16 protein-coding genes are annotated in these 24,666 nt (G+C 69.1%); 2 read left to right on the forward strand and 14 right to left on the reverse strand.

Annotated elements, in window-relative coordinates:
* Positions 1-278 precede the first annotated feature (278 nt).
* The 9 genes from ACFUN8_RS09155 to ACFUN8_RS09195 form a co-directional block, all read right to left on the reverse strand.
* Positions 279-1,538, reverse strand: a complete 1,260-nt coding sequence (locus tag ACFUN8_RS09155) for a TIGR02679 family protein (RefSeq protein ID WP_383633784.1) — start codon at positions 1,536-1,538, stop codon at positions 279-281.
* Complete coding sequence (locus tag ACFUN8_RS09160) at positions 1,535-5,689, reverse strand: TIGR02680 family protein (protein ID WP_383633786.1); 4,155 nt, start codon at positions 5,687-5,689, stop codon at positions 1,535-1,537. Before ACFUN8_RS09160 ends, ACFUN8_RS09155 begins: the two co-directional genes overlap by 4 nt.
* Complete coding sequence (locus ACFUN8_RS09165; protein ID WP_383633788.1) at positions 5,686-7,032, reverse strand: TIGR02678 family protein; 1,347 nt, start codon at positions 7,030-7,032, stop codon at positions 5,686-5,688. Before ACFUN8_RS09165 ends, ACFUN8_RS09160 begins: the two co-directional genes overlap by 4 nt.
* Positions 7,029-8,582 (reverse strand): TIGR02677 family protein, encoded by a 1,554-nt coding sequence (locus tag ACFUN8_RS09170; protein ID WP_383633790.1) that lies wholly within the window; start codon positions 8,580-8,582, stop codon positions 7,029-7,031. The genes ACFUN8_RS09165 and ACFUN8_RS09170 overlap by 4 nt, the downstream gene beginning before the upstream one ends.
* A 222-nt stretch (positions 8,583-8,804) precedes the next feature.
* Positions 8,805-12,281, reverse strand: coding sequence for a type ISP restriction/modification enzyme (locus ACFUN8_RS09175; protein WP_383633792.1), 3,477 nt, complete (start codon positions 12,279-12,281; stop codon positions 8,805-8,807).
* A gap of 364 nt (positions 12,282-12,645) precedes the next feature.
* Positions 12,646-14,061 carry a class I SAM-dependent RNA methyltransferase gene (locus ACFUN8_RS09180; protein ID WP_383633794.1) on the reverse strand — a complete coding sequence of 472 codons (1,416 nt, stop codon included), beginning with the start codon at positions 14,059-14,061 and terminating at the stop codon, positions 12,646-12,648.
* A 115-nt stretch (positions 14,062-14,176) separates the two neighbouring features.
* Positions 14,177-16,228, reverse strand: coding sequence for an APC family permease (locus ACFUN8_RS09185; RefSeq protein WP_383633796.1), 2,052 nt, complete (start codon positions 16,226-16,228; stop codon positions 14,177-14,179).
* 186 nt (positions 16,229-16,414) lie between these two features.
* The gene (locus ACFUN8_RS09190; RefSeq protein WP_383633798.1) at positions 16,415-16,681 is read right to left on the reverse strand and encodes a hypothetical protein; all 267 of its coding nucleotides are present in this window, start codon (positions 16,679-16,681) and stop codon (positions 16,415-16,417) included.
* Entirely contained in the window at positions 16,678-17,019 is a 342-nt protein-coding gene (locus ACFUN8_RS09195; protein ID WP_383633800.1) for an ArsR/SmtB family transcription factor, read from the reverse strand. Before ACFUN8_RS09195 ends, ACFUN8_RS09190 begins: the two co-directional genes overlap by 4 nt.
* Positions 17,020-17,322: 303 nt before the next feature.
* Here ACFUN8_RS09195 and ACFUN8_RS09200 point away from each other — a divergent pair, with 303 nt between their 5' ends.
* Positions 17,323-17,991 carry a TrkA family potassium uptake protein gene (locus ACFUN8_RS09200; protein WP_354609040.1) on the forward strand — a complete coding sequence of 223 codons (669 nt, stop codon included), beginning with the start codon at positions 17,323-17,325 and terminating at the stop codon, positions 17,989-17,991.
* Positions 17,991-18,662, forward strand: coding sequence for a TrkA family potassium uptake protein (locus ACFUN8_RS09205; RefSeq protein ID WP_023538137.1), 672 nt, complete (start codon positions 17,991-17,993; stop codon positions 18,660-18,662). The genes ACFUN8_RS09200 and ACFUN8_RS09205 overlap by 1 nt, the downstream gene beginning before the upstream one ends.
* A gap of 511 nt (positions 18,663-19,173) precedes the next feature.
* Here the strand turns inward: ACFUN8_RS09205 and ACFUN8_RS09210 are convergent.
* The 5 genes from ACFUN8_RS09210 to ACFUN8_RS09230 all read right to left on the reverse strand — a co-directional run bounded on the left by ACFUN8_RS09210 (position 19,174) and on the right by ACFUN8_RS09230 (position 24,552).
* Positions 19,174-19,917 (reverse strand): DUF3159 domain-containing protein, encoded by a 744-nt coding sequence (locus ACFUN8_RS09210; RefSeq protein WP_383633803.1) that lies wholly within the window; start codon positions 19,915-19,917, stop codon positions 19,174-19,176.
* 3 nt (positions 19,918-19,920) lie between these two features.
* Positions 19,921-20,307 (reverse strand): OB-fold nucleic acid binding domain-containing protein, encoded by a 387-nt coding sequence (locus tag ACFUN8_RS09215; protein WP_147878711.1) that lies wholly within the window; start codon positions 20,305-20,307, stop codon positions 19,921-19,923.
* Between the two features lie 33 nt (positions 20,308-20,340).
* Positions 20,341-21,063: a response regulator gene (locus ACFUN8_RS09220; protein ID WP_382572356.1), complete on the reverse strand. Its 723-nt coding sequence runs from the start codon at positions 21,061-21,063 to the stop codon at positions 20,341-20,343.
* Positions 21,064-21,092: 29 nt separating this feature from the next.
* Positions 21,093-23,636, reverse strand: coding sequence for a DUF4118 domain-containing protein (locus tag ACFUN8_RS09225; protein WP_383633805.1), 2,544 nt, complete (start codon positions 23,634-23,636; stop codon positions 21,093-21,095).
* A gap of 169 nt (positions 23,637-23,805) precedes the next feature.
* Positions 23,806-24,552 (reverse strand): ABC transporter ATP-binding protein, encoded by a 747-nt coding sequence (locus ACFUN8_RS09230; RefSeq protein ID WP_383633807.1) that lies wholly within the window; start codon positions 24,550-24,552, stop codon positions 23,806-23,808.
* Positions 24,553-24,666: the final 114 nt, after the last annotated feature.

The following is a 24,666-nucleotide window of genomic DNA, read 5'->3' on the forward strand; positions in this document are numbered from 1 at the left end:
ACACTCGCCTCAAACCGAACGTCGGACGGGCGTCACGGGCCTCGAACCATCGCCCGTAACGCCCACGACGCACCTCATGCGCCCACAGTGAACCGCAGGTCAGGCGTCGTCCTTCTTCACCGGCTCCAGGATCGCCACGCACTCCACGTGGTGCGTCATTGGAAAGGCGTCACAAAACGAGGGACGTGACATACCAGCAGGTCAACAGCGATTCATCCGGTTTGCCGGAGGGGCCATTGGGCACTCGGAGCGTCAAACGAGCGTCACGACTGGTCGGATCAGCTTCCACACTCGATCGCTTCGACCATGTCCGCCAGCAGGACGTCGGCAACCAGTTCCTCGACTACGGCGATACCGTGTTCGGCCATGGCACGGGTCAGCTCGGGGTCCCAGGGAGCCTCGGTGAGCCGGCCGGGCTTGGGTCCGTGCGATGTGCGGGCTGCCGCGGCGCGATAGTCCACCGCCGTCATGCGCCAGGGGCGGGCCGGCGTCTTGTCCAGGAGGTAGGCGGCGATGCGGATGCCTTCGCCATCGAAGTCGCCGTGGTAGCGGAGGATTGCGCCCTGATCCGCGAGAAGGCGCAGGAGGTGGATGGCCGCACTGTTGGGCCAGCCGGATGTGCACACGAGCGGCGGACAGTCGGGACCGAAGCGACGTACGGCCAGAGCCAGGATGCTGGGGTTCTCGACGGCGTGGACGACGGGTGCCGGATCGGAGGCGAGGGTGAACGCGCCCGGGGCTCGCAATTGGGCGAGGGTCAGACTGGCGGCCTGACCAGCCTCGGCACAGACACGGGCGACACGGGCAAGCGGGCCTTCACCTGCCGGACGCAGTCCACCGACGAGAACGGTGGACGACAGGTCGTCGTCGGCAACGCCCGCGAGAGTCCACAAGGCGCGCCGTTCTCCCGCGGATTCCGGCGCGTCAGTGTCGTGAAGAGTCGCCAGAGCACGAAGGACAAGGGTGGACAGGCGGGTTCCGTCGTCGAGTGCGTGGGAGTCGCCCTTCAGGACCCGGGCGGCGAAGACGGGCAGGGGCTCAGCCTGGGCCGGGAGTTCCGCGAGCACGGTCAACGCGTCTGCGAGCAGGGTCCGGGTCAGTTCCGGTGAGCCACCGACCAGGCCGGTGACGCGGCACGACGCGGTCCAATCGGCGAGCGCGGGCTGGGCCCGCACGGTGGCATGACCGTCCAACCATGCCCACAGCTGGGCACGTTCATCTTCCTTGCGGCGCCGTTCTGTCGCGCGATCGTCCAGTGGGCCTACGAGTTCGGTGACAGTTTCACGCACCGAAAGGCCGGACAGCTCGGTGACGGCCTCTTCCAGGCGGGCCAGTGAGACGGAGGGGTGAGGATCCGGCAAGCGTTCCAGACCCAGAAGGTCGGCGAGAGCCTCGCGCTGAGCTTCGTCGAGCGGTCCGAGGCGCACCCGTGTGACGGTACGGCCGGAGGAAAGTCGACTGTGGACCGTGTGCCAGAGCGGGCGGAGTTCGGGGCTGCGCAGGGTGCGTTCACCCGAGGGTCGTTCGGTCCTGGTCATCCCGCCTCCAGATCAGTGCCGTTCCAGACGAAGCGAGCGCTGGTGACAGCGTCGTCGTCCCCGTCGGTGAGGAGTTGGTGGACGGCGATGCCGGGTAGTTCGCCGTAGGTGCACCACTCGTGGTCGGAGGTGACCATGAGATCAAGGTCGAGTGCGGTGAGCAGGGCGAAGACCTGTCCGCGGTTCACCGCGTCCACACCGACGAAAACCTCGTCGAGCAGGATGGGTCGAGGTGCCAGCGGCACGGCCTCGTAGTGTGCGGCGACAGCGGCAAAAAGCGGCAGGTGCAGGGCGATGGCCTTCTCCCCTCCGGAGAGTGCGCCGTGCAGCTTCTTGGTCAGCGGCTGCCAGCCGGTTCCGTTCGCCCGATCGAGACGCACCGTGAAGCGGTGCCAGGCGGTGTAGTCGAGCACCTCGCCGAGCTGCTCCTCCCAGCTCGCGGCCGTATCGCTGCCCTTGGCCTCCTCGATACGGGCGCGGAAGAAAGTGTGCAAGGCCTCCCGCTCGGTCTCGTCGACTCGGCCGGGGTCCTTGAGTAGCAGCTGACGGGCAGTACGGGTCCCCTCCGGGAGATCCGGACGAACGTCCCAGACAAGCTGGACGGCGACCTTGGAGGCGGTACGAACCCGCTCCAGATGCCCGTTCATGCGGTCGACAAGTTCGCCGGCCTGACGGATGCGGGCGGCGAGGTGACGGCGGATGTCGCCGGTGAGGATCTGGTCGAAGAGGCGGCGCTCCCCGGTGGTGATGTCGTCACGACTGCGGTCGCGCTCCTGGGTGAGCGTGGTGAGCAGGCCCGTCGCCCCCACCCGCATTCCGTCCAGGGTGGCGGTGAACAGTTGGATGTCGTCGTCGGGCTCAAGGTCCAGGTCTGCACGGGCGCCGAGGCGCTGGCGGGCTTCGTGGACCGCTTCGGAGAGGCGGGTCGCGGCATCGCTCAGGTTGCGTGGGGCATGTGGGATGCCGGGCCACTTCGCGGCTACGGCACGGGCGGCCTCCAGAGTGGCCTTCGCACCGTCTCCGGCCTCGAGTTCCGATGTGCTGCCCGCATCCTCCGCGAGCCCCACCAGACACAGGTGCCGGAACCGGTGCGCCGCGCGGTCCCGGGTGGCGGCGGCTTGCTCTCGTCGTTCGGCATCTTGACCACTGGTTGCCCGCAGACCTCCGATACGGCCTTCCAGTCGCAGGAGGAGATCGGCCGCCCGGCCGGCGTCGTCACGGCAGCGCCGTAGTTCGGCGCGCGCCTCGGCGACGCGCGCGACGATCTGCCGGTAGTCCTCGCCGACGGTGGCCTCCACCGCCTCCAGGCGCGCCTTGAGTCCCGTCGCCTCGGCTTCGGCGGCAGCGCTGTTCTCGCACTGCTGCTCAGCAGCTCGGCGTGAGCGGTCTGCCTGCGCGGTGATCTGACGAGCGCTGTCAACTGCGGCGGTCGCGGTGAGACAGGCGTCCACCCAACTGTCGGCGGTGTCCCTGAACCTGTCGATGTCGGAGGAGAGCTCATGCAACCGGTCGCGATCGGTCGGCAGTCCATGTTCGGCCGCCCGTCGGCTGAGCATGCGCAGAGCGTCTGCCACCGTCGTTTCGCACCGGCCCAGATGGGCAGCCGCGTCGTGCACGGCATCGTCCCGGGCAGCCACCTTCTCCTCGGCTCGGTCCCGGTCACGCCGACGGATGTCGAGTTCCCGGTGGTCGGGGCGAGCCGCGCGGTCTGCGTCCAGCCGGGCGCGGCGAGCGCCGAGGCCGCGCAGTTGGTCGTCGAGCGCGGCGAGGGAGGCGTTCGTCTCGCTGATGTGCTCGGTCAGTTCACCGATCCTGCGCTGCCGGGCCCGTTGCCGCGCGAGGGCACCGATGTAAGCGGGTTCCGGCTTGTTCCACGTTCCAGTGGCGAGCGCGAGACGCCAGGCACCGGCTGCGGAGACGGCCGCAGGGTGACCGCCGGGTAGTGAAGCGCCGTATGCGACACCGGCGAGGATCCGGGTCACGGTGTCGACCGGGACGGGGATGTCCTCCTCGGGTTTCAGCACCTCCAGCAGACTGGGCCCCGAGGCGATCACAGACAGGGCCGCCTCGGCTCGGGTGTCGTGCCCCGGCAGGACGATCCCGTCGTAGGGGCTGACCCAGGCATCCAGGAGGCCCGATGCCTCCAGTGCCGCCTCCACCGCGGCCTGCACGGGGAGCGGAACACCTTCGTGGAAGGCGATCAGTCGCCACAGGGGTGCGCCCGCCGTCGCCGTGCGGACGGTGGTGCGGGTGGGAGGGGGCAAGGGCGGCAGGTCGGTCTCGTCGCTCAGCCGTCGGACTTCCTCCTCAAGTCGGCTCCGCTCGTCCCGCAGCTTCAGACGTGCGGCTCGCGCGGTGGCCTCAGCTGTGGCGATCTCTTGTTCCAGCGGGCGTGCGGCGGCGTCGACCAGGGCCGTCACCTCGGCCTCGGTCGCGGCTCTGGCCGCCAGTTCCCCGGCGTCGGTAATGCGCAGTTCCGCGCAGTCGCCGGCCCAGGCGAGCAGCCGTTCCGCCTGTACGGCAAGGGCACTGTCCCAGGCTTCGGACGCCTGGTCCCGCCGGGCGATAGCCTCCGCGAGCCGGGCACGGGCGTCCTCCAGCAGACTCTCGGCGACACCCCGGTCGCGTACCGCGCGATCGTGCTCGTCCATCGCCTCGGTGACAAGGAGGACCTGACGGCGTCGGGCGGTGACCGCACCCCGCAGCAGCCTGCGGGCCTGTCGTGCCCCGTCCTTGCCCGCCGTGGGTGTACCGGCCGAATCCGAGGGCCGACGGCCACCGGCCTCATGCCCCGGGCTGTCTGCGAGGTTCCCTACGGAATCCGCGTCGAGGAGCGTCTTCACCTCATGGTGGATCGACTCCATACCCGCCGCCCGGGCCGACCTGCGTGCTTCCTCGGCGGCTTCACGCGCGTGCTCGTCGAAGGTGCGGGCCCGGGCCGCCGCATCGTCGGCGTGTCTCTGGTCCTCCTCCGCGCTGATCTGCGTGGCCTGCGCTGTTGCACGCTGTCGCCCGGCGACGGCTGCCGCTTCGTCCGAGCGACGGCGAAGCCGGTCGAGTTCCTCGCCCTGCTTGTACGCGTCGCTGTCGCGCAGCCCCTCGACGGTCTCCTCCAGGGCGTGCGCGCGCATTTCCTGTTCCTCGCGCCAGGCCTGAACAGACTCCCTTTCTGTCAGTGCCTGTTCGAGTTCCTCGGCGCTCTGGCGGGCGGCGCGGGTGAGTTCGTCCATCTCCGTGGTCGCCGAGATCAGCGCGGCCGAGCCGGCACGCAGGACACGTCGGGCGTAGGCGCGCTGCCGAGATGCGACGGTCTCAGCCGCTGTCACCTCGTTGTCGAGCCGTTTGAGGTGTTCGCGCTGGCGGTCCAGCCGCTCGAAGCCTTCGGCGAGTTCAGCGATCTCGCCTTCGCCCAACGGAGGAAGGGCGCGGGACAACAGGGTGGAGAGCAGGGAGGGATCGAGCCGCTCGGACAGTTTGGGCTGGCGCAACTGGAGCAGGGCGGACAACAGCGACTCATAACGCTGCTCCCCCATGCCGGCGAACAACTCACGCCGTACGGCCGTGCGGTAGTCGGTGGCCGAGGCATGGACGTCGCCGCGGTCGCGCAGGGCCTCGGCCAGCGCTGCGCGTGTCAGCGGCTGGCCCGCCTCGTTGACAAGGAGCACGCCGGTGGGGTGGGCGATCCTGGAGCCGGTGGTGAAGTAGTCGGCATGTACCCCGCTGGTGTGCACGCTCGCCTGCAGACGCGCACCACAGCCGAACCACCGCTCGGCGCCGTCCTCGCCTATGCGGCGGAACTCCATCCACACATACCCCACACGCGTCTTGCCGGAGGCTCCTTCGCCGAGCAGGTTCCAGTGCATGGTGCGTTCTGAACCACCGAACGTGGACAGGCGGTTGGGGCGCAGACTGGCATCGAAGAGGAAAGGCAGCAGCAGCTCAAGGGCCTTGGACTTGCCCGAACCGTTCTGGCCGCGGAGCAGCAGGCGCCCCTGATGGAAGGTGAAGGTCTCGTCGTAGTAGCGCCAGACGTTGAGGATGCCCGTGCGGTGCGGCTGCCAGCGGCTGCGGGCCGCATCCACAGGCGCCGGTGTCGCAGGCGACTCGGCGTACTCGGGCCGCCGCGGGACCGGAAGCTCTGTCACGCTCACTTCTGGTTCCCTTCTGCCGCGACGCCACCGGAAACCACGGCGCCTGTCCCCTCACGTCGGCTCACGTCCCACCCTGGTCCGAGCTCGTCATGCGGATCCGGATTCGTCGTCTCTGTCAGGCGATAGCGGTACGCGGCAGGCCGTGCGACGACACGCCCTCGGGCCGCGCGGACAAGCCCGACGTCACGCAGAACGCGTACCGCGTCGTCGGAAAGCCGGACCGCGCCGTCCTCTGACTGATACGCCTTGGCCCAGCGCGGGAAACGGCGCAGCAGACTCGCCCCGGCCTCGGCAAGCTGTTCGGGCAACAGTCCCGCGGGCGTGGCACAGAGCGGCTCCAGAAGAAGCAGTGCGGCAACCCTGGCTGTGGAGGTGTCGTCGGGGAAGCGGATATCGGTGGCGATCCCGTCCGGGTCTACGAGCAGGAAGCCCTCCGCACGCTCCTCCAGGAGGAAGCCGGCCTGTTCGACCGAGCGACGCAGGATCTGACGTCCAGTCAGAGACGAGACGTAGGCCAGCTCGTCTTCGGCGAGGTCCGCCCGGTGCAGCACAGGGTCGTCGAAGAGGCGACGCAGAACCGAGTGGCGCAGCCTCAGATTGCGTTGTGCGTCAGTGGCGGCACTCTCTCTCTGCGTCTCGTCGGCCGTCCAGTCAACGACCGCGCCGCCGTAGCGGCGCTCCCGCACCAGCCCGGTGAGGAGTTCGTCGAACCGCGAGGACACCTCGTCCGGGGGCACGGCGAGTCGGGAGGCGCCGACGGGCGCGGCGGGCAACCGCATCAGCAGGGTCGTGTCCACGCGGTAGAGGACCTTGGCCTCCGCGGACTCGACGTACGCCTCGGTCGTGCCATCCACCGCGCGCAGCACGTCGTACGACTCCAGCAGCTTGAGCACGTCGACGAACGCCATCCGCTCCGGCTTGCGGACCGGGTCGAACGCGGCCAGTGCCCGGTCGGCCGCCGTGGCCTGCACTAATCGGTCGGCGAGCATGCCGATGGTCGTCATCGGTATCGACAACAGCTCGGCCGCCGTCACGCAGAGCAGCACGTACCGCAGCCGGTCGAACGGGGCCCGGCCGGAACGCGCCCTACGAGCCGGGCGGGAACCGTCCGGGTCGGCACGCACCTTGGTGAGGCGGGCGTAACCGCGGCGGGGCTCCACCACCAGGCTCCAGCCGCAGGTGTAGTCGAACCACTGGGCCAGCGGCTCGCGACGGCGTCTTACCAGTTCGAAGCCAGTCGGGTCGGCGGTCTCGGTAAGCAGGGGGCGGGCCAGGAGAAGACGGATGGCGCGGGCGACCTCCTCCCTTTCTGCGGCGGCCAGTTGGTTGGCGAGGGTGCTCATCCCGCGGCCTCCTGCGGCGTGGCACGGAGGGCCGAGGAGACGCTCGCTCCGCCCGCCGCCGTGATGTGGACGACGTAGTCCGGTCCGGTCAGTGAGCCCTTCGCGGTGTGCAGTACAGCGGTGCGCTCATCGGAAGGCGGTGCCAGGGCGATCTCCACCCGGCCGTCTCCCGTCGTGGCGCGTCTGAAGCCGCTCGCGTCCGGACGGGCGGCGAGGGCACGGCCGAACAGGTCGAGCAGACGGTCGAAGACGGCGGGATCCAACGTGCCGAAGGAAGATAGGCGGACAGGTCCGTCTGTCTCCAACACCTGCCAGGCGACTGCGAGTTCCGCGCGCTCCGCGCGAGCCCGCTCGGCACGCTCCGCCCTGACAGCCGTGACGTCCCGCACCTTGGCCGTGCGAGTGAAGCGCTCCGTCCGTCCACTGGTCCGCAGCAGCGCCGACACCTCCACAGGCGGGGCCTCGGACCAGGAATGAGACGAGGGGATCAGCTCGGGGTCGGAGTGGGCGAGATGAGCATGACGTGCCGAACCGAGCCCGAAGGCTGTCGACCACAGCCGGTGCAGGTCCTCTTCCGCGGGGGCCGCCGCGAACCAGCGTGCCAGCTCCCGGAAGTCCTGCACGGCACTGGAGGAGCGGCGCCGCGATTCGTTGATCCGTTCCAGAACCTGCAAGAGCGAGACGATGGCTCGCCGGGCTATGTCGTGCAGTTGCTCGATACGCGGTCGGGCACCGTCGTCCGCCAGGAACCACGCACGCAGGCCCGCCCAGCGTGCCCGCCTGCTCTCCAGCCAGCCGGCCGCGGGATTCTCACCGGTCACCGGCGGTAGCTCTGCCCCGCGCAAGGCCCGCTCGCGCAGTAGGGCGGTCCCCCGCTCCTCCACCCGGGCCACGGCGGCGGCGACCTCCTGCCCGCGCCGGTCGAGGTTGACCAGGAACTCCTGCAGATACGCGACGGTGGCGGCCTTGACCTCGCGGAACACCTCCAGATCCGCGCCCTCGGTGCGCAGGAGGCGCTGCAATTCGCCGTTGAACGCCTTGGTGTTATCCACCAGAGCGTCCAGATGTCCCTCCAGCTCCCGCAGTGTGCTGAAGATCCGCCGATCGGCCGACGCGGGTTCACCGGAGAGCAGGCACAGTTCGTCGAGCCGGTCGGCGATGGCCTCCAGTACGGCCGTCTGCAGCGCGCCCGTGGAGGCGAGCACCTCGAGTGCGTGACGCAATCCGGCAAGAGCTGCCTCGCCCCGGCGGGTCAGCGAATACTGCAGGTTGCGCCGTTCGTACTCCTCGGCCGTGCGGTAGTTCTCCGCGTGGTTGTGCACCACATCCAGGAGCTCCCATTGCACGAGCTTCCTGAGCGCCTCATGCAGTTCCTCATCTTCGACCGCCGCCACCCAGCCGACCCCGCGCAGCCGCTCTCGCACCGCGTCGAGCCCCAGCGCCGTCTCCAGGTGTTCACCGGCCACGCCGAAGACGTCCAGCACCGACCCGTACAGATCGGACCTCTCCACCGTCGTGAACCGGAACATCTCCGGTGGAACCCTGTGCACGCCTGTCGCCCCTCCCCGGTGCCCCGACGGCATCCGGATCTCCACCGTAGAGGGAGGCACCGACATTCAGGGGCGAGTCACGGAACAACAGACTCAACCGGCGAGAATCGGGCGGGCTCATGGCCCCATGCCCTTTCAGGCTCGACGGCGAAGGCGGTCCGCTCCTCGTCTCCGTGAAAGGCAGGGGCAGATTCCAGTCCGTGAGCCGACGCGCCACCGTCATCAAGAGCTTTGCGGATCTTGTCGCTTTCTATGGGACGGCTGCGTGGCGCCGGGATTCCTGCTTTTCCGGGGCCGCGTGGGAGTGCCGACCGGTGAACTCCTTTCTGCGGTGAGTGGCCTTACGGCGTGCGGCTCGCGCGCCTCGATTCCGTCGGTCCCGGGGATGAGGTCGGTCTGGAGCGGTGCGGGCGCGGAACGACGGGCGGTGTCCGGGACCGGCAGGACGTTCCGGCGTTGCAGCTCGGCGATGCTGACCAGCGGTGCCATGAGAACACGGTCGAGCAGCTCGTTCTGAGCCGACTGAAGCTCGACCAGATGCCACAGGACGGCCAGCACGTACTGGAGTTCTTCGCTCCAGGCAGGCAGCCACCGCTCGGGCCGGATGCGGTCCAGCTCGCTGACAGCCCTGCGAGACGGCGGTCCCGTCCTGCGTTTCAGCCAGCCGTCGAGAACGTTCTGTCCGCTGACTTGGTAATCCCGCATTTGTTGAGTCACGGGCCCGAAAAGGCCTTGACCGAAGTGGAGTTCCAGACGGTCAGGGTCGTAGACAAAAATCTCGGGTAGTTCGTCCCTGCTGACCTGTCTCTGATACGTGATCGCCGGCTGTGCGGTCGTCCAGACCTCCTGGGGTCCGCCGGGCCTGCCCACCACCGGGTCCACGAGCCTCTCTCCGAAGGTGGAGACCCAGATCACCTTCCGCCCGATGTGCAGCGCCTCCGACCACAGGGCGACGTCGCCTGTGAGGGGTACGCGGACGCCGTTGGTTGTGAGTTCGTCGTCGAAGCGGGACCGGAATCCGGGGTGGGCCGTGATCGCGGCGATGTACGCGGCCAAGTCCTCAGCGGTGACGAGCAGCCCACCGAAGGAGTTGCGAAGGTGCTGGAGAAGACCGGGGGTCACATTGGGGGTGCCATCCTTCTGTAGCAAGGGAATTACCCTACCGCCGCCCCAGCCGGCGAAGTGATGCATGTCCGGCATCAGCGCTGTGAACAGAGTGGCGGGGCCGTCGCCGAACCGTTCGGAATGCAACTCCACAATGTGTATCTGGCCCTCGGCCCGGTTCTCCCACAGCTCCGGCGAGCATCTGTCGAGGAGTCTGTTGTCCGGAATGATCCACTGCCTGTCGAAAGGGCGGAAGGCCACAGGCACCGGTTCCGGACACTCGGGCTCGGCCTCCAGCATCGACCGCTTTCTCTGCGCGGAGCCGGGGAGCGGCTTGACCGGCCGATCGATGGTGCGGCCGCCCTTTGTCTCCCTGAACAAGGCACGTTTCTCGGTCGGGTCGGTCTCGGCGGTCAACCTCCGCCACCGGGAGCGCAGCGTGTCAGGGGCCGGGGAGTAGACCCACGTCCGCTTGGGCAAAATGCCGGGCACTGTCCACGGGAGCAGATCATTCAGCGCGGGATACGTGTCCCAAGCTCCGAGCGCGGCCGGCGTGAACGGGGCCTGGGCGTCTTGACGTACCGCACGCCACTGGTCACTGTCGGGCCCCAGAGCCTCGAGCTGCGTGTATTTCTCCTCGCGAGTGCGACCGTCCAGGGCGACGTACCTGATATGGGCAGGTGCGATGTCGGCCCTGCTTCGGACGAACACAGCAATCGTCAGTTGCTGCTGAACGCCCTCGAAGAGGCGTGTCCGCAAAGGTGGCTGGATACCCTCCGGGCTGAGATCGATGATCCAGCCCTCTGAACAAGTCTCCCGCAGATACTGCCTCATCCCTCGGAATCCAGGCCCGCTGAGGAAGCCCGCGGTACTGATGAAGGCGATGATTCCGCGGTCCGAATCGGAACGGTGCTGTTCGAAGACCTTGAAGGTGGCCCAGCGCCAGAAGTAGACGTACAGGTTCTTGAGCTTGTTCTCGTGCACTCCGTTCCTGCCCCCGAGGCGGAAGGCATCGAGAAGAGGTGCCCTGTCGTCCCCCTCACGGCCTTTCTCAACCCAGCCGCCTTCCCCTTCGGCTCTCTCCCGGTCCGGCGGGTTGCCGATCATGACGGTGACCTTCTGCTCGCGCTTGATCCAGTCCGCCTTGCGGGTGTTCTCGACCAGAGGATCGCCATCGGGCAGGAACGTGAAGAGCGTGGCCCTCTCATAAGGATCCGCGAGGGTGTCGGCGAGATGGAGTCGCAGATCGCCGAGTTGAGTGTCGGTTACTTGCTTGCGAAGGGTCTGGGTAATCCTCATCTGAGCGACCGCGAAGGCGGCCATCTGTCGTTCGAAGCCGATCAGCCGGCCCGCCAGCTGTTCCACCGCTTCGCCGCGGAAGCCTTCCCCGCGGCGGGAGCGCGCTTCGGCGACCCTGTCGATAATCTCGCTGAGGAATGTGCCGGTGCCCATGGCGGGGTCGACGATCGTCACTTGCTCGTCAGCAAAGCCATCCACGCAGCCCAGGCGGGTGAGCAGGACAGTGTCTGTGAAGCGAACCATCTCCTTCACCAGGCGGGTCGGGGTGTAGTACGTACCGGAGCGTTTACGCAGCTCGCGGTCGTACTCCTGGAGGAAATTCTCGTAGAGATGAACGTGGGCGTCGGGCGTCCGAGCTCGGATCGCCTCCCAGTCGACAGCATCGATGACCAGCACGAGCGTGTCGATTCGGCGGGCGAACTCAGCGTCCACCGTCTCTGTCAGCAATTGCAGGGCCCGGCCCATGACCGTGTTCTCGGCCTTCAACTCACGTGCAACGTCAACGAAGTTACGGCCGGCGAGCGGCACTTTCTCGATACGGGCCAGCAGTAGGGCGAAGGCGATCGTCTGGGTGTATCGGTCGGCGAAGAGGTAATCGGGGTCTTGTCCATCGGTTGAGGGGAAAAGCACCTTGCTCCAGTGGTGCGCCAATGCGGTGAAAGGCTTGGGGGCCCGCCGCCGACTGCGAGGACCCTCTGGCGTTCGGCGTTCGAGGGCGAGCTGCTCCAGTACCTCCTCTCGCAGGTACTGGCACAGCGGAGCGATAGACGACACCAATTGGCCGACCGTGGCGATGGGGTTGGGTTGCCACCCGAGAAACTCCCGCAGCAGATCCCGAAACGCCGCTCCGTCTGCTTCGCCGCTATGCAACCGGCTGCCGGACCGGTACAGATCGCCTGCGAACCGAAACGTGCGGAGAGGCCGCGAACCGCCTCGGTACAAGCACCAGGTATGACCGTTGGTGTACAGCACGTTGGGCAGGCGGCACATCAGCTCCCACTGCTCCCGGTCCCGCTTCGAGAAGCCCTCTGGCGTGACGTCGTGCCCAGGCGCCTTCAGTTCCAGGAAGCCGGTGATGCGCCCCGATGTCTCCACCGCGTAGTCCGGACGCACCCGAGCCTCGGGCAAGGGATACTCAGGATGAAGACGAGGACTAAGCTTCCAGCGCGCCCCGAAAGCCTCCACCAACTTCGCCACCGGCAGGCTGATGGACGCCTCCGTGTCGCTGACCCGCAGACGCTCCCTGCACTCGGATCCAAAGTCCGCAACGAGAGCCCGTATCCACTCCTCCTGCATCTTGTCCCCCTCCAATGCTGTGGACGCGGACGGCGGATCACCGCAGACACAGCTTGTTGGAGGCGAAAGGACCGGCTCAGTGCGCACGGGGGGCGCGCGAGGGGCACGGACAGCGCGTTCCGTGACCGCTGGGTAGACAGGGGCGGGTGGTTTCAAAGTGCGTGTGCCGAGATAGCAACACGTGCCGCGACTGGCAAGGTGCAGTCGGCCCCCCGAACCGGAGTCCTTGCCCCGGGCCGGAGATATCCACGAGGTGAGGACTTCCGATACCCGGGCGTCATAATTCCGCACAAGCGAACCTCAGCCGACGCATTCCGCAGGCGAAAGCAAGCCGAACTGGTCACCTGGAATACAAAGCAGCAGGTCAGGCGTCGTCCTTCTTCACCGGCTCCAGGATCGCCACGCACTCCACATGGTGCGTCATCGGGAACAGGTCGAACGCCCGTAGCGTCCGCGGCTTGTAGCCCGACTCGCGGAAGTACGCCAGGTCGCGGGCCAGTGCCGCCGGGTCGCACGCCACGTACGCGATACGGCGGGCGCCCAGGCCCGCGAGGTGCTTGACGACCTGCTTGCCGGCGCCCGCGCGAGGGGGGTCCAGGACGATCAGGTCCGTCTCGGTGATCTGGGTGCGGGGCAGGACCGTGTCGACCTTGCCGTGTTCGATGCGGACCCGGGGCAGGTCCTGGAGGTTGTACTGGGCGTCCTCCGCCGCGCGCCTGCCGGATTCGATGCCGAGCACCGCGCCCGTCTCGCCGACGCGTTGGGCGATCGCTCCCGCGAACAGGCCCACCCCGCAGTAGAGATCGAGCGCCGTCTCGCCCTTGCGTGGCATCAGGCCCTGCATCACGGCCTCCACCAGTACCTCGGGGGCCTTCGGGTGGACCTGCCAGAAGCCGCCCATGCCGATGCGCCAGGTGCGGTCGTCGGCGCGTTCGCGGACGAAGGCGCGGCCGTGGACCCGGTGTACTCCCCCGTCGTGCTCCTCCACGCGCAGGACGGACACCGGCTTGTCCAGCTCGACCAGCGGGAGCCGACCGCCCTTGAGGGGGGCGAGGATCACCTGGCGGTCGCCGGAGCCGGAGGCCGCGATCGCCTCGACCGAGGCCATCTGGGGCCATTCGCGCTTCTCGACACCGAGTTCGCTGACGCCCTCGGAGGCGATCATGCAGTGGTCGACGGGCTGGACCTCGTGCGAGCGGTGCTTGCGCAGCCCGGCCCGGCCGTCGGCGTCGACGGCGTACTGCACGCGCGTACGCCACTGGGGCACCTCACCGGCGGGCAGCTTGTCGCCGGGCGCGGGCATGACCGTGCCGTCCCAGCCCGCCTCCTCCGGGGTGAGCCCGGCCAGCCGCTGGAGCTGCTCGGTGATGACGTCGCCCTTGAGACGGCGCTGCGCGCCCGGCTTGGCGTGCTGCCAGTCGCAGCCGCCGCACATGCCGGGGCCTGCGTACGGGCAGGGGGCGTCGACGCGTTCCTTGGAGGCGTCCAGGACCTTGACCGCGTCGGCGCGCAGATAGCGCGAGCCCTCGTCGCCGTCCGTCACGCGCGCGATGATCTTCTCGCCGGGCAGCGCGTGGCGTACGAAGAGCACCCGGCCCTCGTCGGTGCGGGCGATGCAGTGGCCGCCGTGCGCGACGGGACCGACCTCGACCTCGTACTCGTCCCCGACCAGCGAAGCCCGCTCGGCGGTCGCGTCAGGAGTCCCCTCTGGAGTCGCCTCTGAAGCCCCTTCCGGAGCCTGCTCCGAAGGCTGCTCTGAAGGCTGCGGTTCTGTCTGCATGAGGGGCGGTGCTCCAAAACGATGGGCGGGGCGGGACGGCAGCCAGTCAGTCTACGTGCGGGCGACACCGGTCATCGCCACTCCGGAACCCTCGTCGAATCCCGCACCGAATCCGTCAGGGCTTCTCCGTCGGCTCCTTCTTCGGCCGTGTGTCCACCGGCCCCCGCCGCACCGAGCCCGGCGCGGCCCAGTCCGCCCGTCGCCTCGCGCGCTTCTTCGCGACCTCGGAGGACTCCAGCTGGTACGGCACCGAGGTCACCATCACGCCCGGCGTGAAGAGCAGCCGCCCCTTGAGCCGTAGCGCGCTCTGGTTGTGCAGCACCTGCTCGAACCAGTGGCCGACCACGTACTCCGGGATGAAGATGCTGATCACGTCGCGCGGATTCTCGGTGCGCAGACTCCGTACGTACTCTATGACCGGCCGGGTGATCTCCCGGTACGGGGAGTCGAGGATCTTCAGCGGCACGTTGATGCCGTGCCGCTCCCACTCGTCCCTGAGCTGCTTCGTCTCGACGGGGTCGACGTTGATGCTCAGTGCCTCCAGCCGGTCCGAGCGGGTCAGCTTCGCGAACGCGAGGGCGCGCAGCGTCGGCTTGTGGACCTTGGAGACCAGCACGATGGTGTGCACGCGCGACGGGCGTACGCCGTCGCCGCCCGGCCCCTCGGCGGCGGCGATCTCCCGCGCCACGTGGTCGTAGTGGCGGCGGATCGCGGACATCGTCCCGTAGAAGATCACCATGCCGAGCAGGGCGACCCACGCCCCGTGCGTGAACTTGGTGGCCAGTACGACGATCAGGACGAGCCCGGTGAAGAAGGCGCCGAAGGTGTTGATCGCGCGCGAGCGGATCATGTGGCGGCGCTTGGCCCTGTCGCGCTCCGTCCGCAGGTGGCGGTTCCAGTGCCGGACCATGCCCGTCTGGCTGAGGGTGAAGGAGACGAAGACGCCGACGATGTAGAGCTGGATCAGCTTGGTCGAGTCCGCCCCGTACACCCACACCAGCAGGATCGCGGCGCCGGCCAGCAGCACGATGCCGTTGGAGAAGGCGAGGCGGTCGCCGCGGGTGTGCAGTTGGCGCGGCAGGTAGCGGTCCTGCGCGAGGATCGAGCCGAGCAGCGGGAAGCCGTTGTACGCGGTGTTGGCGGCCAGGAACAGCACGAGCGCGGTCGCCGCGGCGAGCAGGACGAAGAAGAAGGTGTCCTGCCCGAAGACGGCGGCGGCGACCTGGGTGATGACCGGGTTCTGGACGTAGCCCTCGCCCACCGGGACACCGTCGCGGAGCAGGTCCCGGCCCGGGAACTCGGCCATCTTCACATCGGTGGCCATCGCCAGGCCGATGATGCCGCAGAACATGGTGACGGCCAGGGTGCCCATCAGCGCGAGGGTCGTCGCCGCGTTCTTGCTCTTGGGCTTGCGGAAGGCGGGGACGCCGTTGCTGATGGCCTCGACGCCGGTGAGCGCCGCGCAGCCGGAGGAGAACGCCCGCAGCAGCAGGAAGACCAGCGCGAAGCCGGCCAGGCCGTCCTCCTCCGGCTTGATCTCGAAGTGGGCCGTGGGCGCGTCCATGGTGTCGTTGAGTACGAATCCGCGGTAGGCGCCCCACGCGATCATGATGAAGACGCCGGCGACGAAGATGTACGTCGGAATGGCGAAGAGCTTGCCCGACTCCCGTACGCCGCGCAGATTCATCAGCGTCAGGATGACGATTATCCCGATCGCGCACAGGACCTTGTTCTCGATGACGAAGGGGATCGCCGAGCCGAGGTTCTCCACGCCGGAGGAGATCGACACGGCCACGGTGAGGACGTAGTCGACGAGCAGCGCGCTCGCGACGGTCAGACCGGCCTTGCGGCCGAGGTTGGTGTTGGCGACCTCGTAGTCGCCGCCGCCGCTCGGGTAGGCGTGCACGTTCTGCCGGTAGGAGGCGACGACGGTGAACATCAGGACCACGACGGCCAGTGCGATCCACGGGCTGAAGTGGTACGCCGACGCGCCCGCGATGGAGAGCACCAGGAGGACTTCCCCCGGCGCGTAGGCCACCGAGGAAAGCGGGTCGGAAGCGAAGACGGGCAGTGCGATGCGTTTAGGAAGGAGCGTTTCTCCCAGCCTGTCGCTACGCAGCGCCCTGCCGATCAGGATCCGTTTGGGCACGTCGGTCAGTTTCGGCACGATGAGGATCGTAAGCGGTCCGGCGGGCGCCGTACGAAGCACCACCCCGCCCGGGCCGGGCCCGGGTCCCCGGCGCCCCTCCTGTGTCACGGTCGGCGACGCGGGGACTCCGTTACGGCGCCGGAAACGCTCCGGCGCACGCCCGCCGGCGCTCCGGTTCCGGTGACCGGAGCGGCTCTCGGGTCGCTACTCGATCTCGCGCATCATCTTCTCCATCGACACGATCGAGCCGCGGGCCTGCGTCAGCTCGTCCAGCGTGCGGCGGTGCAACTCGACGTTGTCCTCCAGCAGTTGGGCGTACTTCACGGCAAGCTGCTTGTACTGCTCCTCGCGCGCCGCCAGCATGCGCGCGCGCCAGGTCGCCGCTATCTGCCAGACGACCACGATGAGGAACAGGAAGACACCGCCGGCGCCGACGGCTCCGGCCAGGTCCGTCCAGCCCGAATCATTCATGTCGTGGACTCCTTCATCGTCGTTCTCTCTTCCTCGGTGAGCGTCAGCGCCGCCGTCGCGACGGACTGGGGGGTCAGGGCGAAACAGAACGGCGTCAGCTCGAAGAACTTCATCGACTTGCCGCTCTCGGACAGCTCCAGCGTCCCCACGACAAGCCCCGCCGCCTCCAGCCGCTGAAGATGCATATGCAGCAGCGGGCGGCCGATGCCGAGTTCGCGGGCGAGCCTGCTGACGTAGTTCCGGCCCTCCAGGAGCGCGCCGACGATCCGCATCCGGTGCGGATTGCCGAGCGCGCCGAGCACTTTCAGCAGCTCGTCGCCGGTGGGGACCTCTTGCATCGCCGCGCCCTTCATCAGCACCTGTCAGAGAAGGCTGACACCAGCCGTCCACACCTGTCAAAGAAACCTGACACATATCAGGGCCGGCTGAGGGGAACTCGGGGTCGTCTCAGGGTCTCCCCCGACGCTTCCCGGCATCTCCCCGACACGGGTGACGGCACGGCGGGCGCGGACGCATAAGCTCAGTCCCGGGCGGCGCCCCGTACGGTTGTCCCGTCCGTGGCCCGGCGCACGGAGAAGAAAGAGTGAACCAGGTGTTTACGCAGGTCAGCTCGGCGAACAGGACTGCGGGGTAAAGAGGACGTGCACATCGTCATCATGGGCTGCGGCCGAGTGGGAGCCGCGCTCGCGACCAGCCTGGAGCGGCAGGGGCACACGGTCGCGGTCATCGACCAGGACCCCACGGCGTTCCGCCGGCTGGGCTCCGGCTTCGGCGGCCGGCGCGTCAACGGCGTCGGCTTCGACCAGGACACCCTGCGCGACGCGGGCATCGAGGACGCGGGCGCCTTCGCCGCGGTCAGCAGCGGGGACAACTCGAACATCATCGCCGCCCGGGTGGCCCGCGAGATGTTCGGCATCGAGAACGTGGCCGCGCGCATCTACGACCCCCGGCGCGCCGAGGTCTACCAACGGCTCGGCATCCCGACCGTGGCGACCGTCCGCTGGACCGCCGACCAGATGCTCCGACGGCTGCTGCCGTCCGGCGCGGAGCCGCTGTGGCGCGACCCGAGCGGCGGCGTACAGCTCGCCGAGGTCCACACGTCGGCCGCCTGGATCGGCCACAAGATCAGCACGCTCCAGGAGGAGACGGGGGTACGCGTCGCGTTCCTCACCCGACTCGGCGAGGCGATGCTGCCCACGTCGCAGACGGTGCTCCAGGAGGGCGACCTCGTCCACGTGATGATGCGTACGGACGAGATCCAGAAGGTCGAGGCGGCTTTCGCCGAGGGCCCTGAGGAGGGCGGTCACTGATGCGCGTCGCGATTGCCGGAGCAGGCGCGGTGGGTCGTTCCATCGCGGGCGAACTGCTGGAGAACGGGCACGAGGTCCTGCTGATCGACAAGGCGCCCACCGCCATCTCGGTCGAGCGGGTCCCGATGGCGGAATGGCTGCTGGCCGACGCGTGCGAGATCACCTCGCTCGACGAGGCGGCGCTGCAGCGCTGCAACGTCGTGATCGCGGCGACCGGCGACGACAAGGTCAACCTGGTCGTCTCACTGCTGGCCAAGACGGAGTACGGCGTACCAAGGGTGGTCGCCCGGGTCAACAACCCGAAGAACGAGTGGCTGTTCAACGAGTCGTGGGGCGTGGACGTCGCGGTGTCGACGCCGCGGCTGATGTCGGCGCTGGTGGAAGAGGCGGTGAGCGTCGGCGATCTCGTACGGCTGCTGCGCTTCAGCCACGGCGACGCGAATCTCGTGGAGCTGACGCTGCCGCCGGAGTCGGCGGTGACGGGGACCCAGGTCGGGGACGTGACCTGGCCGGAGGACACGTCGCTGGTGACGATCATCCGCGGCTCACGGGTGCTGACGCCGCACGCGGAGGAGACGCTGGAGGCGGGGGACGAACTGCTGTTCGTGGCGGCGCAGGCACGCGAGGAACAACTGGAGGACCTGCTGTCCGTCCGCCGCGAGGACGCTTAGCGCTGAGCTGTTGCGGGGTTTCGTTTGCCGGTGCCGCGCCTGCGGGCCGGTGGTCGGTTCGGTTCGTCCTCAGGCGCCGGACGGGCTGGGTGGGTTGCGGTGGTGGCCGGGTGCCGCTCCGGGGTCATGGCCGGACGGCGTGACTTACGCCGCGTGCAGGGTTCGTTGGACCCGGGGGAACCGGCATTTCCACGCGGCACAAGTCAGCCTGAGTGTCCGACCACGACCCCTGCGCGTCCCCCTTCCAACCCGCGGGCGGGGGGTCACGGGGTGGCTTGTATCGGTGTCATGACGGGTGAGAGGGGGGCGGGGTCGCAGGAGGGGTGTGTTCGGACACTCAGGCTGACTTGTGCCGCGTGAACAAGAACGTCTCATCGGGTCCAACGAGCGTTGCACGCGGCGTAAGTCACGCCGTCCGGACGTACCCCTCCGGAGGCCCCGAACCCCGCCCACGACCGACCACCGCAACCCAGCAACGCGCAACCCGCCGGGACGGCACCCCGCACCCCAACTACCGCTGCTCCCGCGAAGCGCGCTCCGCCTCCTCCTCCGCCTCCATCTCAGCGAAGACGTCAATCGGCGCCGGCGCCTTCGCCAGGAACACCCACGTCAGGTACACCGCCAGCAGGAACGGCGGGATCTTCAGGGACACCAGCACCCAGCCCAGCTGCTCCGTGTCCGCCCACCAGTACAGCGGGAAGAGGATCGCGCACTTCGCGAGGAGGATGAACCCCCACGCGTAACTCGCCTTCGTGTACGCCGACTTGCGCCCCGGGTTCCGCGTACGCCAGGACAGGTTCTCCTTGAAGACCGGCCCCAGGATCAGCCCCATCAGCGGCACCCCGGCGACGCTGGTCCCGATGTACGCGAGGGCCAGGCCCAGCGTGTACAGCATGCCCGGCAGATAGAAGTCCTTCGCGTTGCCGGTCATCATCGCGAAGACCACGCCGAAGGCGACCCCGAAGACGCCGCTGAAAGCGTGCTTCACGGTGTCGCGGCGGATCAGCCGGACCGCGACCAGGAGGAAGGAGACCGCGAGCGCGGCGATCGCCGAGACGTGCAGGTTCTTGTTGATCGTGAAGATCGTGACGAAGAGCAGCCCGGGGACGACCGTCTCCACCATTCCCCGCACACCGCCGAACGCCTCGAAGAGCGCGGCCTCGGTCACGGCCTTGGCCTCGGCGGCGCTCTGCTGGTCGGCACCCTCGGGCGCGTTGGGGTCTGTCGTCGCGGCTGGCTTGTCGATTGACGTCACCGGCTACTCCTGTCCGAGCGGTCGGAGTTCGTATTTGGGGTTGAACAGCACCCTGCGGCCGTGACTCATGGAGATCCGGCCGGATGCGATGAGCTTGCGGCCCGGCTCTATGCCGGCTATCGAGCGCCGTCCCAGCCACACCACGTCCAGCGGCGCGGTGCCGTCGAACAGCTCCGCCTCCAGCGCGGGCACGCCGGCCCGCGGACGCAAAGTGACCGTCCGCAACGTACCAGTCACCTTCACTATCTGGCGGTCGCCGCAGTCGCTGATGCGCGTGCAGCCCGAAGCCTGCGTGTCCTCACGCAGCTCCTCGGACTCCAGGTCCTCCTGGGAGCTGGACAGCCGGTCGAGCATCCGGCGGAAGCGGCCGGTCGGCTTCTCAGCACTCATGACAGAAGCGTACCGGGGTCCGCGGGCCCCGGATCATCGGTCGAACCGGTAGCCCATGCCGGGCTCGGTGACGAAGTGCCTGGGGTGCGAGGGATCCGCCTCCAGCTTGCGGCGAAGCTGGGCCATGTAGACCCGCAGATAGTTGGTCTCCGTGCCGTACGAGGGCCCCCAGACCTCCTGGAGGAGCTGTTTCTGGCTGACGAGGCGGCCGGTGTTGCGTACGAGGACCTCCAGCAGGTGCCACTCGGTCGGGGTGAGCCGTACGTCGCGACCCTCCCGGTGCACCTTCTTGGCCACGAGGTCGACGGTGAAGCCCTCCGTCTCGACCATCGCGACGCCGCCGTCGTCCCCGGAGCCGACGGGCTCGGCGCGGCGGACGGCGGCGCGGAGCCGGGCGAGGAGTTCGTCCATGCCGAAGGGCTTGGTGACGTAGTCGTCGGCGCCGGCGTCCAGCGCCTCGACCTTCTCGTCGGAGGTCTGGCGCGCGGAGAGCACCAGGATCGGTACGCGCGTCCAGCCGCGCAGGCCCTTGATGACCTCCACGCCGTCCATGTCGGGCAGGCCGAGGTCGAGCACGACGACGTCCGGGTGGCGGGCGGCGGCGAGTTCCAGGGCGCTGGCGCCGTCGGCGGCGGCGTCGACCTCGTACTTGCGGGCCTTCAGGTTGATCACGAGGGCGCGCACGATCTGCGGCTCGTCGTCGACCACGAGCACCCTCACGGGCCCTCGGGAGTCTCCCCCGGCGGGAGGCGCCATGGTGGCCTGCCTTTCTGCTGTGCCGCCGGTCATGAGACGACCTGGGCGGGTAGTTCGGGGCCGGCCGGCGCGAGGCCCGGTACGGCCGTGAGATCGAGGACCATGGTGAGTCCGCCGCCGGGGGTGTCCTCGGCGGTGAGGGTGCCGTCCATGGCGTCCACGAAGCCGCGGGCGACGGCGAGGCCGAGGCCCACGCCGGCCCCGCGCGGGGCGTCCCCGTGGCGCTGGAAGGGCTCGAAGATGCGTTCCTTGGCCTCGTCGGGGACGCCGGGCCCGCGGTCCACGACGCGCACCTGGACGCGGGCGCCGAGGGAGCTGGCGGAGACGTTGACGCGGGTGCCGTCGGGGCTGTACTTGACGGCGTTCTCGACGATGTTGGCCACGGCGCGCTCCAGCAGACCGGGGTCGACGGCGACCATCGGCAGCGACTCGGGGATGTCCAGGTCCACGCTGTCCTCGGGGACGCCGCCGAGCGCCATGGGGACGACCTCGTCCAGGTCGATCTCGCGGATCAGCGGGGTGACGGTGCCGGTCTGGAGCCGTGACATGTCCAGGAGGTTGCCCACGAGGTGGTCGAGGCGGTCGGCGCCGTTCTCGATGCCTTCGAGGAGTTCGGCGTGGTCCTCCTCGGACCATTCGACGTCGTCGGAGCGGAGCGAGGTGACGGCGGCCTTGATGGCGGCGAGCGGGGTGCGCAGGTCGTGGCTGACGGCGGCGAGCAGGGCCGTACGTATCCGGTTGCCCTCCGCGAGCCTGCGGGCGCCCTCGGCCTCGCCCACCAGGCGCTGGCGGTCCAGTACGACGGCGGCCTGGGCGGCGAAGGCGGAGAGCACGCGGCGGTCCTCGGCGGGCAGTACCCGGCCGGAGAGCGCGAGCGCCATGTGGTCGCCGACGGGCATGTCGACGTCGGCGGCGTCGGGGCGGTCGACGGGCTTGGGTCCGACGCTGCCCGCGCGGGTCCACGGGTCGACGTCGCTGGTGCGTTCCAGCAGCGCCACGGACTCCATGGAGAACGTCTCGCGTACGCGTTCCAGCAGGGCGTCCAGGGTGGTCTCGCCGCGCAGCACGCTGCCGGCCAGGAAGGACAGGATCTCGGACTCGGCGCGGAGTCTGGCGGCCTGGTGGGTGCGGCGGGCCGCGAGGTCGACCACCGACGCCACGGCGACGGCCACCGCGAAGAAGATCACGATGGCGACGAGGTTCCTGGGGTCCTGGATGGTGAGGTTGTGGGTCGGCGGGGTGAAGTAGAAGTTCAGCAGGAGCGAGCCGACGGCGGCCGACGCGAGGGCCGGGCGCAGTCCGCCGAGGAGGGCGGCGAGGACGGTCAGGAAGAGGAAGAGCAGGACGTCGTTGGCCAGTCCCAGGGTGTCGTCCAGGGCGGTGAGCAGCAGCGTCAGCAGGACGGGGGCGACGACGCCGGCCAGCCAGCCGGAGACGATCCGGGAGCGGCCGAGGCGGGCGCCGTGCGCGACGGGCAGGCCGCGGCCCTTGGCGACCTCTTCGTGGGTGACGATGTGGACGTCCAGGTCGGGTCCCGACTCACGGGCGACGGTGGCGCCGACGCCGGGCCCGAAGACGTACTGCCATGCCTTGCGGCGGCTGGAGCCGAGCACGATCTGGGTGGCGTTGACGCCGCGTGCGAACTCCAGGAGGGCCGAGGGCACGTCGTCCCCGATCACGTGGTGGAAGGTGCCGCCGAGGTCTTCGACCAGGGTGCGCTGGAGGGTCAGCTCCTTGGGCGACGCGGAGGTGAGGCCGTCGCTGCGGGCGATGTAGACGGCGAGGATCTCGCTGCCGGAGCCCTTGGCTGCCATGCGGGCGGCCCGGCGGATGAGCGTGCGGCCCTCGGGTCCGCCGGTGAGGCCGACGACGATGCGCTCACGGGCCTGCCAGGTCGAGCGGATGTTGTGCTCGCCGCGGTACTGCTGGAGGTATTCGTCGACCCGGTCGGCGGTCCAGAGCAGGGCGAGTTCCCGCAGGGCGGTGAGGTTGCCGGGGCGGAAGTAGTGGGAGAGCGCGGCGTTGACCTTGTCGGGCTGGTAGATGTTGCCGTGCGCCATACGGCGGCGCAGGGCCTGGGGCGACATGTCGACAAGCTCGATCTGATCGGCCCGTCTGACCATCTCGTCCGGGACGGTTTCGCGCTGCCGTACTCCCGTTATCGACTCGACGACATCGCCGAGTGATTCCAGGTGCTGGATGTTGACGGTCGAGACGACGTCGATGCCGGCCTGGAGCAGTTCCTCGACGTCCTGCCAGCGTTTGGAGTTGCGGGAGCCCGGGACGTTCGTGTGGGCGAGTTCGTCCACCAGTGCGACGGCGGGGCGGCGCTCGACGACCGCGTCCACGTCCATCTCGGTGAAGACGGTGCCGCGGTGCGGCAGCTCGCGGCGGTGGATCTGTTCGAGGCCGTTGAGCATGACCTCGGTGCGGGGCCGGTTGTGGTGCTCGACGAACGCCACGACGCAGTCGGTGCCGCGCTCGACGCGCCGGTGCGCCTCGGAGAGCATCGCGTACGTCTTGCCGACGCCCGGTGCCGCGCCCAGGTAGATCCGTAGCTTGCCGCGTCCCATGGCCCCATTGTCTTCCCACCGAGCCGCTGCGTCCCCTCGCGGCTTCCTGCCCGAAGGTACAGCCAGGGATGATGCCAAAACGGACATCCTGTGGGGGCCGGGTCCGTCTTGACACGATTCTGATGGGCGGGGTGCTACGGCGGCCCCGGCGGGATCCGGACGGCGGGCCTTAGCCGAGCGGGGCGCGCTCGTGTTCGACGAGGTGGCCGTCGGCGAGTTCGAGGACCCGGTCGGCGAGGCCGAGGAGCTGGGCGTCGTGGGTGGCCACGAGCGCGGTGACGCCTTCGCTGCGTACGACCGCGCGCAGCAGCTCCATCACGGCGAGCCCGGTCTCCGCGTCGAGCTGCCCGGTGGGCTCGTCGGCGATCAGCAGGGCGGGCCGGTTCGCGAGGGCGCGGGCGATGGCGACGCGCTGCTGCTGTCCGCCGGACAGCTCGCCGGGCCGTTGTGCGGCGTGGTCGCCGAGGCCGACGAGGGCGAGCAGCAGGGCCACCCGCTCCTCGCGCTCGCGCGGGTCGGCCTTGCGCAGCCGCAGGGGGACGCCGACGTTCTCGGCGGCGGTGAGGATGGGCAGCAGGCCGAAGGACTGGAAGATGAAGCCGATCCGGTCGCGGCGCAGGGCGAGCAGGCCGTTCTCGCCGAGTGTGGCGAGGTCCGTGCCGTCGACGACGATCTGGCCGGCGTCCGGGAGGTCCAGGCCGCCCACGAGGTTGAGCAGGGTCGTCTTGCCCGATCCCGAGCGGCCCTTGAGCGCGATCAGCTCCCCGCGCGGCGCCGTGAAGGACACTCCGCGCAGCGCGTGGACGGCGGCGGCGCCGGTGCCGGTGCCGTACGAGCGGTGCAGGCCGGTCACCCGCACCATGGGTTCGGCCGCGCGGGCGACGACCGTGGTGCCGGTGCTGCTGCTCTCGGTCATGAGTCTTCCCCCGTACGGTGCCGAATTGCCGAGCGTCAGTATGTGCGGGCCGCACGCGGCCGGGCAACGGTGGTGGCGGGCGGACGCCGGTGGGCCGCGCCCCCGTGACAGGAG

Source organism: Streptomyces sp. NPDC057307, assembly GCF_042667665.1.
In the GTDB taxonomy this organism is placed as follows: Bacteria; Actinomycetota; Actinomycetes; order Streptomycetales; family Streptomycetaceae; genus Streptomyces.

What these genes read in the sequence shown, in the direction of transcription:
- ACFUN8_RS09230 (WP_383633807.1), bottom strand. Translation starts at nt 24,552, where the DNA reads ATGACCGAGAGCAGCAGCACCGGCACCACGGTCGTCGCCCGCGCGGCC.
- ACFUN8_RS09190 (WP_383633798.1), bottom strand. Translation starts at nt 16,681, where the DNA reads ATGAATGATTCGGGCTGGACGGACCTGGCCGGAGCCGTCGGCGCCGGC.
- ACFUN8_RS09155 (WP_383633784.1), bottom strand. Translation starts at nt 1,538, where the DNA reads ATGACCAGGACCGAACGACCCTCGGGTGAACGCACCCTGCGCAGCCCC.
- ACFUN8_RS09205 (WP_023538137.1), top strand. Translation starts at nt 17,991, where the DNA reads ATGCGCGTCGCGATTGCCGGAGCAGGCGCGGTGGGTCGTTCCATCGCG.
- ACFUN8_RS09165 (WP_383633788.1), bottom strand. Translation starts at nt 7,032, where the DNA reads ATGAGCACCCTCGCCAACCAACTGGCCGCCGCAGAAAGGGAGGAGGTC.
- ACFUN8_RS09175 (WP_383633792.1), bottom strand. Translation starts at nt 12,281, where the DNA reads ATGCAGGAGGAGTGGATACGGGCTCTCGTTGCGGACTTTGGATCCGAG.
- ACFUN8_RS09220 (WP_382572356.1), bottom strand. Translation starts at nt 21,063, where the DNA reads ATGGCGCCTCCCGCCGGGGGAGACTCCCGAGGGCCCGTGAGGGTGCTC.
- ACFUN8_RS09180 (WP_383633794.1), bottom strand. Translation starts at nt 14,061, where the DNA reads ATGCAGACAGAACCGCAGCCTTCAGAGCAGCCTTCGGAGCAGGCTCCG.
- ACFUN8_RS09195 (WP_383633800.1), bottom strand. Translation starts at nt 17,019, where the DNA reads ATGCAAGAGGTCCCCACCGGCGACGAGCTGCTGAAAGTGCTCGGCGCG.
- ACFUN8_RS09215 (WP_147878711.1), bottom strand. Translation starts at nt 20,307, where the DNA reads ATGAGTGCTGAGAAGCCGACCGGCCGCTTCCGCCGGATGCTCGACCGG.
- ACFUN8_RS09225 (WP_383633805.1), bottom strand. Translation starts at nt 23,636, where the DNA reads ATGGGACGCGGCAAGCTACGGATCTACCTGGGCGCGGCACCGGGCGTC.